This is a genomic window from Bradyrhizobium sp. LeoA1Lang, from assembly GCF_055413685.1.
This window is the reverse complement of sequence record NZ_JBVAPG010000020.1, coordinates 65,457-74,896: the sequence shown is the minus strand read 5'-3', so window position 1 is coordinate 74,896 and position 9,440 is coordinate 65,457. Positions and strand designations below refer to the sequence as shown.

Genomic DNA, 9,440 nt, shown 5'->3' with positions numbered 1-9,440 from the left:
AAAGCACGGGGGTAGGACCACAGGTTCAACCGAAGCATTCCGGCTTTCCCTGCGCGATGGTGTTACGGCTTACTTCGTGCTCTCCCCGGTGACCGGGCTTTCTTGCCACCGTCATCTCAAGCGCGAAAAAAGTTCGCGCAAAAAACTTAGCGCCAGCGTCGGGGCGCCAGGACCACACGACTTCGCCGTCCGTGATGCGCGCGCTCGTCAGTCACGCACATCGCGTCCACCGCATCTCACCGCAACGTTCGTGACGATCGCGACCCGCCCCTCATTCGCGTGAGACGCGCGAAGTTAAATCACTGATTTGCCCGACGGCGAAAGCGGAATGTTTTTCGCGCGAGGGGTGGACAGACTTTTGGTGATTTGCCCGACGGGTTGATTTGTCGCACCCGTTGCATCCACATCGTCATTGCGAGCGGAGCGAAGCAATCCATAGCGCCCGCGTGGAGACATGGATTGCTTCGCTTCGCTCGCAATGACGGAGGGGGCAGCCGCCGGCGCGCCTCACCGCACCATGGCGCCGTAGACGATGTCCTGGACCTGCTCGCGGTAGTACTTCCGGAGCTCGCCCGGCGCCGCCGTTCCGACGACCACGACCAGGCGCTCCTTCGGATCGCAGAAGAACTGCGTGCCGTAGGCGCCGTTCCAGGTGAACTCGCCGGGGTTACCTGGGACCGCTGACAGACCTTCGCTCGTTCGCACTGCCACCCCGAGGCCAAAACTGAAGCCGCCGCGATGCGGCTCCACGTTCGCGACGTTGTTCTTGATCTCGGGCCCGAGGTGGTTGGAGGTCATGTGGTGCACCGTCTTGGGCCCAAGAATGCGTTTTCCCTCGAGCTCCCCGCCGTTGAGCAGCATCTGGCCGAAACGGAGATAGTCGCCGACCGTGGCAAACGCGCAGGCGCCGCCGCAGTCGAACTTGGTCGGCGTGTCGAGCAGCCTGATGCTCTGCGGCTTGCCCGTCAGCGGATCATTCGGAAACGGATGGGCAAGACGGTCGCGCTGCCCCTCCGACGGATGGAACGTGGCATCGTTCATGCCGAGCGGCTGCCACACGTTCGAAGCCAGATAATCGCCTAGCCGCTGCGAGGTGACTTTTTCGATCACCGCGCCCAGCACGTCGATCGAGAAGCCATATTCGAACTCCGTCCCCGGCTGGTGCACCAGCGGCAGCTTCGTGATGCGATCGATGAAGGCCTGCGTATCGCCCTCGACTGCCGGCGCCGTGCCGTCAGGATAGAGGCGCGCGAGCGGGCTCGAGCTGTCCGGCCGTCCGCCGTACATGAGACCGGACGTGTGGCGATAAAGGTCATGAATGGTGATCGGCGACGCTTGCGCGTCCATCTTCAACGAACCGTCCACCTGCGGAATGCCGACCTTCATGTCGGCAAAGGCCGGATAATAGTCCGCGAGCCTGGCCTGCAGCGGCAGGCGGCCCTGCTCCATCAGCGTCAGCCCGGCGACGGCGGCAAGCGGCTTGGTCATGGACGCCAGCGCGAAGACGGCATCGAGGGACATCGGCGTACCCTTGACCGGATCGAGCTGGCCATAGGCCTTGTAGTGCACGAGCTTGCCGTCCCGGGCGATCGCGACCACGGCGCCGGGCACCCGTTTCGCCGCGATCTCGCGGGCGAAGAAATCGTCCATCCGGGCCAGGCCCGGCTCCGAGAATCCGACGTCATCGGGCTTGGCCTCGGGCAAGGGCGCGGCATGTGCCATTTCGAGAGCGAAGCCGGCAGCCACGGCCGCGGCGATGAGCCTTTTCATGATTTCCTCCCGGGTGCGGATTTCGCCCGATTGTTATGCGATTTATGCGTCCACCCAATTTATGCTTAAATCATGTCTGCCGACCAACGGAGTTCGAGATGACCAGGAAACTTGCAACCGCCACCCTCATCGCTTTGGCGACGCTCGCGCCTCTCGGCGGCATCGCGAAAGCCGCCCAATGCGGTAACGGCCCGGGAGGTTACGAGGCCTGGAAGGCGGAATTCGCTCGGGAGGCGAGCGGCAAGGGCATTGGACAGACCGGTGTCGCCGCCTTGATGCAGACGCACTATGCGAGCGCGACCATCGCCGCCGATCGCGGCCAGCGGAGCTTTGGCCTGTCGCTCGACCAGTTTCTCGCCAAGCGCGGCGCCTCGACCATCGTCGCGCGCGGACGATCGCTCAAGCAGTCCCACGCGGCGCTGTTCGCATCGATCGAGCAGCACTACGGCGTTCCGCCCGGGCCGCTGATTGCGATCTGGGGCATGGAGACCGGCTTTGGAAGCCAGCGCGGCAATCAGAACATGCTGTCGTCGATCGCCACCCTTGCCTATGACTGCCGCCGACCCGAATTCTTCACCGACCAGCTCTACGCGGCGCTGAAGCTGGTCGACCGGGGCGTGCTGTCGGGAGCCACGCGCGGCTCCATGCACGGCGAGGTCGGCCAGACCCAATTCATGCCCAAGAACATCCTGGCCTACGGCACCGGCAATCTCGACGTCGCCGCCAATGCGCTGAATTCGACCGCCAACTTCCTCAAAGCCCACGGCTGGCGCGCCGGCGCCGGCTACCAGCCCGGCGAACCCAACTTCGCGGCGATCGAAGCCTGGAATGCCGCCGGCGTCTATCAGAAGGCGATCGCGATCATGGGCCGCCAGATCGACGGCGAGGGCCGCGCGTCGGCGGCGCGGTGACAGCTCGGAGGGTGGGTTAGCCGAGCCACGGACTCCGCTGCTTCAACACGCGAAGGCGGAAGGCGTAACCCGCCATCCACGGCGAGAGCGAATGGTGGGTTACGCCTCCGCCTTCGCTCTTCGGCGGACGCTAACCCACCCTACAAACCACGAGCTGACTACTGAGCCTGCGCGGTCGTGGTGCCCGCCTCGGGAGCCTTGTCGTTCCAATCCGGCGGCACGCCGATCGCTCCCCCGACCAGGCCCGCGATGCCCGGCTCGCGGCCGAATGCTTCGCACGCCGCATATTTCGGTGCGCCGCCCGCCCATGACTGGATGCGATCCATGGAAGGCGGTTTCCCGAGCCCTCCGAAAGGCGTCTTGCCGGTGACCAGCATCCGGCTGAAATCGTCGCCGAACGCGCTTGCCAGCTCGTAGGCGTCGCCCGACGGCGACACGCGCGCCGAACCGGAAAGAGCGTTCGCGCCGCGCCCCCAGACCATGGCGCCTTCCTGCTTGCCGTCGCGCGCCCGCGCCTCCGCTTCGACCGACAGTGAGCCGAGGCCAATGGGAATGCGAGGGACCGGCACCGGAACGCCGGGAAGCAGCACGGTCTTGGCGATGGATGCCCCCTTCGATGCCGCCACCGCCTTTTCGTCGGTCGGCGTCATCTGCGTGATCCGCGAATGAACGGTGATATCCGCATCGTCGCTCGCGCCCACCACGGTGAAGCGTTCGCTGAGGCCGGCGCAAAGGGAGCGATCGATCGCGTTGGCGACCAATCTGCGCTCCTGATCCGTGATCCCCTCCACCCTTGCCTTCTCGGCAATCGTCGCGGGGACGATCCGCACGGTGCGTGCCGCCAGCACCTCATTCTCACGCACATAGAGCTTTGACTTCGTGAGCACGCCGTCGGAGGGCTGAAGCTCACTATATGACGTCAGCGAGCCTCCCTGGTCCAATGCCACCGTCGCACAGCCAGACATCAGGCAGGCCGCGGTCAACGCCGCCACACCCTGCAACGTGGCGCGACCGCACAAATTTCGCATCCGCCATGGGAGCACCTTCGGTAGCGGGCGATGAACGATCATCTGACAGTCCTGTTTCTGACGGCATTGCTGACGACCGGCAAATGCACGACCGATTGAGGCGGAGATATGCTCTTCTCAATACAGATCGATGATTGCGAAATCCTGTCGCAACCGCTGCCGGTATCGTGGTGGGATGGCTTCGGCTCTACGCTCGCGATTCTTTCACTCTTCACGCCGACGACATCCCGTCGAGAGCAGGGACGACGTCGTAGGATCGGTAGAGCGCAGCGAAACCCATCATTCGCGCAGCTTGCTCCGAAGCCGATGGGTTTCGCTTCCGCTCTACCCATCCTACGGGGGCTCGCTCACGACGACGGGCATCGTATTGACTCTCGGGCCAATCGTTATAAAATATAACTATTCTGGGAAGGAAACAATAAGGCCATGGGAAACGCCGCCTCCGCCGCGACCGAGGATCGCGCGGCGCTGCTGAAGATCGAGAACAACGGCGCGGTCCTGACCGTGGGCCTCAACCGGCCGGCCAAGCGCAATGCGCTGAACGACGGCATCATGCTGGCGATCCAGGACTGCTTTTCCGACATCCCCGATGGCGTCGGCGCCATCGTCGTCCACGGCATCGGCGACCATTTTTCGTCCGGCCTCGATCTCTCCGAACTCTCCGAGCGCGACGCGACCGAAGGCCTGCAGCATTCGCAGATGTGGCACCGGGTGTTCGACCGCATCCAATATAGCCGCGTGCCCGTGATCGCCGCGCTGAAGGGCGCCGTGATCGGCGGCGGGCTCGAGCTTGCCTGCGCCGCGCATATCCGGGTTGCCGAACCATCAGCCTATTTCGCTCTGCCGGAAGGCCAGCGCGGCATCTTCGTCGGCGGCGGCGGATCGGTGCGGCTGCCGCGCTTGATCGGCGTGCCCCGCATGATCGACATGATGCTGACGGGACGCGTCTATTCCGCGACCGAAGGCGCCGCTTACGGCTTCGCGCAATATCTGACGAATGCGGGCGGCGCATTGCCGAAGGCGATCGAGCTCGCCGAGCGCATCGCGGCGAATGCGCCGCTGACCAACTTTGCCGTGCTGCAGGCGCTGCCGATGATCGCCGAAGCCAATCCGCAAACCGGGCTGTTGATGGAATCGCTGATGGCGACGGTGGCGCAGAGCGACAAGGAGGCGAAACGCCGGATCCGCGAATTCCTCGAGCACAAGACCGCGAAAGTGAAGCCGACCTGAGATGAGCGCGAGAGCCGACATGTCAGCGTCAGTCAAAGATGCCACCGTGCATCCGCTGCGCGCGATATCGTTCGGCAATCCCGCTGTTATCATCGAGCGGCGCGACGATGGCACGATCTATCTTCGCCCCCGCAGCAAGCTCCTCGATTATCCGCAGCGCATCACCGATCGGCTGCATCACTGGGCCGAGGTCGAGCCGCACCGCGTGTTCATGGCGGAGCGCGCCGCGGGCGGTGCCTGGCGCGAGATCAGCTACGCGCAACTGCTCGATGCCGCGAGGCACATCGCCTCCGCGCTGATCGCCCGCGGCCTGTCGGCGGAAAAGCCGCTTGTGATCCTCTCCGGCAATTCAATCGATCACGCACTGCTCGCGTTCGGCGCGCTTTATGCCGGAGTGCCGTTCTGCCCGGTGTCGCCGGCCTATTCGCTGGTGTCGCGCGATTTCGGCAAGCTCGGCTTCGTGATGAAGCTGCTGACGCCCGGCCTGGTCTTCGCCGATGATGCCGGCAAGTTCGCCGAAGCGCTGTCCGCGAATGTTGCGCCAGAGACCGAGATCGTTGCCACGCGCGGCGACCTTCCCGGCCGGATCGTGACCAGACTTTCCGACCTGTTGGCCACGCCGGAGCATCCGCTGCTCGACGCCACGCACGAAGCCGTCGCGCCGGACACGATCGCGAAATTCCTGCTGACCTCCGGCTCGACCGGCAATCCCAAGGCCGTGATCAACACGCAGCGCATGCTCTGCGCCAACCAGGTGATGCTGCGCGAGACGCTGGCGTTCCTGAAGGATGAGCCGCCGGTGATCGTCGACTGGCTGCCCTGGAATCACACCTTTGGCGGCAACCACAATATCGGGCTGACGCTGTTCAACGGCGGCTCGATGTATCTCGACGAAGGCAAGCCGATGCCGGGCGGCATCGAGGACACCGTGAAGAACCTCCGCGAGATTTCGCCGACGGTCTATTTCAACGTGCCCAAGGGCTATGAATCACTCTTGCCCTATCTGCGCGACGATTCCAGCCTGCGCGCGAAATTCTTCGGCCGCCTGCACGCGATGTTCTTCTCCGGCGCGGCGCTGTCGCCCTATGTCTGGAACAGCCTCGACGAGCTCGCGGTGCGCGAGACCGGTTTTCGCGTGCCGATGCTGACCGGGCTCGGCGCCACCGAGACTGCCCCGTTCTTCATGTCGGTGCGACCCGACACCAGCCGCTCCGGCCATGTCGGCCTTCCCGTATCAGGCAACGAAGCCAAGCTGTTGCCGAACAACGGCAAGCTTGAGGTGCGCGCCAGGGGACCGAACGTCACGCCGGGCTATGGCGCCAGCCGGAATTGACCGCCGCGGCCTTCGACGAAGAGGGGTTCTACAAATTCGGCGATGCGCTGAAGCCGGCCAAAGCAGATGATTTCGATGCCGGCTTCGATTTCGATGGCCGCATCGCCGAGGATTTCAAGCTCGCGAGCGGCACCTGGGTCAGCGTCGGCCCGCTCCGCGCGCGCTTCATCGCCACCTGCGCGCCGCTGGTGCGCGACGTCGTCATCGCCGGCATCAACCGCGACGAGATTTCCGCCATCGTGATCCTGGATCTCGATGGCTGCCGCGTCATCAATCCGGCGCTGTCAGCCAACGACATCGCGGCGGCGGCGTCAGATTCTTTGGTCCGCGCCGCTTTCCGTGAGCGCTTTGGGCGCTTCCTCGCCAGCGCCACGGGATCGTCGACCCGGATCACCCGCGCGATCCTGCTTGATGCGCCGCTCTCGATCGATCGCGGCGAGGTCACCGACAAGGGCTCGATCAATCAGCGCGCGGTGCTGGAGCATCGCGCGGCAGTGATCGAGGCGCTTTATGCCGACGTGCCGCCGCCGCACGTCATCACATTGAGCTGAATTCGAACTCTCGTTGTAAGGAGAAGACCATGCAGTTGAAGGATCAAGCCGCCATTGTCACCGGTGGCGCATCGGGACTGGGCGCCGCCAACCGCACGCCGGCTCGCCGCGCAGGGCGCCAAGGTTGCAGTATGCGACCTCAACGCAAAGCTTGCCGAACGCGTCGCGGCCGAGATCGGCGGCGTTGCCGTGATCTGCGACGTATCGGATGCGGCCTCAGCCGAAGCAGCGGTCGCGCAAGCTGCGACAGCACATGGCCCGGCGCGCATCCTGATCAACTGCGCCGGCATTGGCGTGGCCAAGCGCGTGATCGGGCGTGACGGCCCGATGCCGCTCGGCGATTTCGACAAGGTGATCAAGGTCAACCTGCTCGGCTCCTTCAACATGCTGCGGCTTGCGACCGCGGCAATGTCGAAGCTCGAGCCGCTGTCGACCGGCGAGCGCGGCGTCGTGATCTCGACCGCGTCGATTGCCGCCTATGACGGCCAGATCGGCCAGGCCGCCTATTCGGCCTCCAAGGGCGGCATCGTCGGCATGACGTTGCCGATCGCGCGCGAGCTCGCGCAGTTCGGCATCCGCGTGCTGGCGATCGCGCCGGGCCTGTTCCTGACTCCGTTGCTTGCGGGTCTGCCGCAGGAGGCGCAGGATTCGCTCGCCGCTTCGATCCCGTTCCCGCACCGGCTCGGCGACGCCGGCGAGTTCGCCTCGCTGGCGCTGCACATGATCGACAACCCCTACCTCAACGGCGAGGTGGTGCGGCTCGATGCCGCGCTTCGCATGGCGCCGCGCTGAGGTCTGCGCATGTTCGTGCACCGGCGCGATGTGCAGATCCAGTGGGGCGATTGCGACCCCGCCAACATCGTCTACTACCCGCGCTATTTCGCGATGTTCGACGATTCGACCTCGATCATGTTCGAGGCGGCCGGCTTCTCGAAACAGGACCTCGTGCGCATCTACGGCCTGGTCGGCATTCCCATGGTCGATACGCGGGCGAAGTTCTACATCCCGTCGACGCATGGCGACTGGATTACAATCGAAACGCGGGTGGAAAGCATCAAGCGCTCGAGTTTCGAAGTGACACACAAGGTGTTCAAGGGCGAGGCGCTGGCGATCGAAGCTTTCGAGACCCGCGTCCTCGTAGGCCGCGATCCGAACGATCCCGCAAAATTGAAGTCGGCGCCGTTCGCGCAGGAGATCATTGACCGTTTCATGAAGGGCTGATTTGAGTGCCCTGTTCTATTGACCTAAAGAAGGGGCTGGATTGGCCCTGCCAGTTGCTTACACCGACAAGAATAATTCCAAGGGAGGAATGAATGAGGAAGGCTTATCTCGCCGCGGCTGCGCTGGCTGCGGCGCTGGCGCTGCCGGGCACGCCGGCATCCGCGCAGAATAACGAGATCGTCATCGGCATCTCGATCTCGACCACGGGGCCGGCCGCGGCGCTCGGCATTCCCGAGCGTAACGCGCTGGATTTCGTGCCGAAGGAGATCGGCGGCGTGCCGCTCAAGGTGATCGTGCTCGATGACGGCGGCGATCCCACCGCTGCTACCACCAACGCGCGGCGCTTCGTCACGGAATCGAAGGCCGACATCATCATGGGCTCCTCCACCACCCCGCCCTCGATCGCGGTCTCCACCGTCGCCAACGAGGCTGGTATCCCGCATTTCGGGCTGGCGCCGTTTCCGATCAACGACGCGCGCGCGAAATGGTCGGTCGACATGCCGCAGTCGATCCCGATCATGGGCAAGGTCTTGTATGAGCACATGAAGGCGCACGGCATCAAGACCGTCGGCTATATCGGCTATTCCGATTCCTACGGCGACCTCTGGTTCAACGACTTCAAGGCCCAGGCCGTGCCGATGGGCCTGCAGATGATCGACGAAGAGCGGTTTGCCCGGCCCGACACTTCGGTCGCGGGCCAGGTGCTGAAGCTGGTCGCCGCCAACCCCGACGCGATCCTGGTCGGCGCCTCCGGCACCGCGGCGGCGCTGCCGCAGACCGCGCTGCGCGAACGCGGCTACAAGGGCCTGATCTACCAGACCCACGGCGCCGCCAGCATGGACTTCATCCGCATCGGCGGCGCCGCGGCGGAAGGCGTGATCATGGCGTCGGGCCCGGTGATGGCGCCGGAGAGCCAGCCGGACAGCGCGCTAACCAAGAAGCCGGGGCTTACGCTCAACACCGCCTATGAAGCCAAGTACGGCGCCAACAGCCGCAGCCAGTTTGCTGGCCACTCCTACGACGCCTTCGAAGTGTTGAAGCGCGTGATCCCGGTCGCGCTGAAGGCCGGCAAGCCCGGCACGCCGGAATTCCGCGAAGGCATCCGTCAGGCGCTGATGAGCGAGAAGGAAATCGTCGCCACGCAAGGCGTCTACAACTGGACCGAAAAGGATCGCTACGGTCTCGACGATCGCTCGCGGATCCTACTCACGGTGAAGGACGGAAAATACGTCCCGGCGATGTGACGACGCGTGCGGCTCCGCATCCACGACTGTCATCACCCGCGAAGGCGGGTGATCCAGTAATCCGCAGCGGGAATTAAACCGATGGGCTGCTGGCTACTGGGTGCCCCCGCCGGAGCCTGTCATCGGGCTCGCCGAAGGCGAGACCCGGTGGC

General features: G+C 64.6%; 6 protein-coding genes and 2 pseudogenes. 6 read left to right on the top strand and 2 right to left on the bottom strand.

The genetic code is table 11. From position 1 onward, the window contains the following. Positions 1-507: 507 nt before the first annotated feature. On the bottom strand, positions 508-1,770 hold the full coding sequence (locus tag ACZYOF_RS10155; protein WP_463715666.1) for a serine hydrolase domain-containing protein: 1,263 nt from the start codon (positions 1,768-1,770) through the stop codon (positions 508-510). A gap of 98 nt (positions 1,771-1,868) precedes the next feature. Here ACZYOF_RS10155 and ACZYOF_RS10150 point away from each other — a divergent pair, with 98 nt between their 5' ends. Further along, complete coding sequence (locus ACZYOF_RS10150; RefSeq protein ID WP_463715665.1) at positions 1,869-2,681, top strand: lytic murein transglycosylase; 813 nt, start codon at positions 1,869-1,871, stop codon at positions 2,679-2,681. Between the two features lie 158 nt (positions 2,682-2,839). Here ACZYOF_RS10150 and ACZYOF_RS10145 read toward each other — a convergent pair whose 3' ends face one another. Continuing rightward, the gene (locus tag ACZYOF_RS10145) at positions 2,840-3,751 is read right to left on the bottom strand and encodes a DUF3313 domain-containing protein (RefSeq protein WP_463715664.1); all 912 of its coding nucleotides are present in this window, start codon (positions 3,749-3,751) and stop codon (positions 2,840-2,842) included. Positions 3,752-4,135: 384 nt separating this feature from the next. On the opposite strand from ACZYOF_RS10145, the gene ACZYOF_RS10140 reads away from it, so the two are divergent. The 5 genes and pseudogenes from ACZYOF_RS10140 to ACZYOF_RS10120 all read left to right on the top strand — a co-directional run bounded on the left by ACZYOF_RS10140 (position 4,136) and on the right by ACZYOF_RS10120 (position 9,288). Next, the gene (locus tag ACZYOF_RS10140; RefSeq protein ID WP_463715663.1) at positions 4,136-4,939 is read left to right on the top strand and encodes a crotonase/enoyl-CoA hydratase family protein; all 804 of its coding nucleotides are present in this window, start codon (positions 4,136-4,138) and stop codon (positions 4,937-4,939) included. Position 4,940: 1 nt separating this feature from the next. After that, positions 4,941-6,823 (top strand): annotated as a pseudogene (locus ACZYOF_RS10135) (feruloyl-CoA synthase). 29 nt (positions 6,824-6,852) lie between these two features. Further along, a pseudogene (locus ACZYOF_RS10130) lies at positions 6,853-7,615 on the top strand (SDR family NAD(P)-dependent oxidoreductase). Between the two features lie 9 nt (positions 7,616-7,624). Then, positions 7,625-8,044, top strand: coding sequence for an acyl-CoA thioesterase (locus tag ACZYOF_RS10125; protein ID WP_463715662.1), 420 nt, complete (start codon positions 7,625-7,627; stop codon positions 8,042-8,044). A 92-nt stretch (positions 8,045-8,136) separates the two neighbouring features. After that, on the top strand, positions 8,137-9,288 hold the full coding sequence (locus tag ACZYOF_RS10120; RefSeq protein WP_463715661.1) for an ABC transporter substrate-binding protein: 1,152 nt from the start codon (positions 8,137-8,139) through the stop codon (positions 9,286-9,288). Positions 9,289-9,440: the final 152 nt, after the last annotated feature.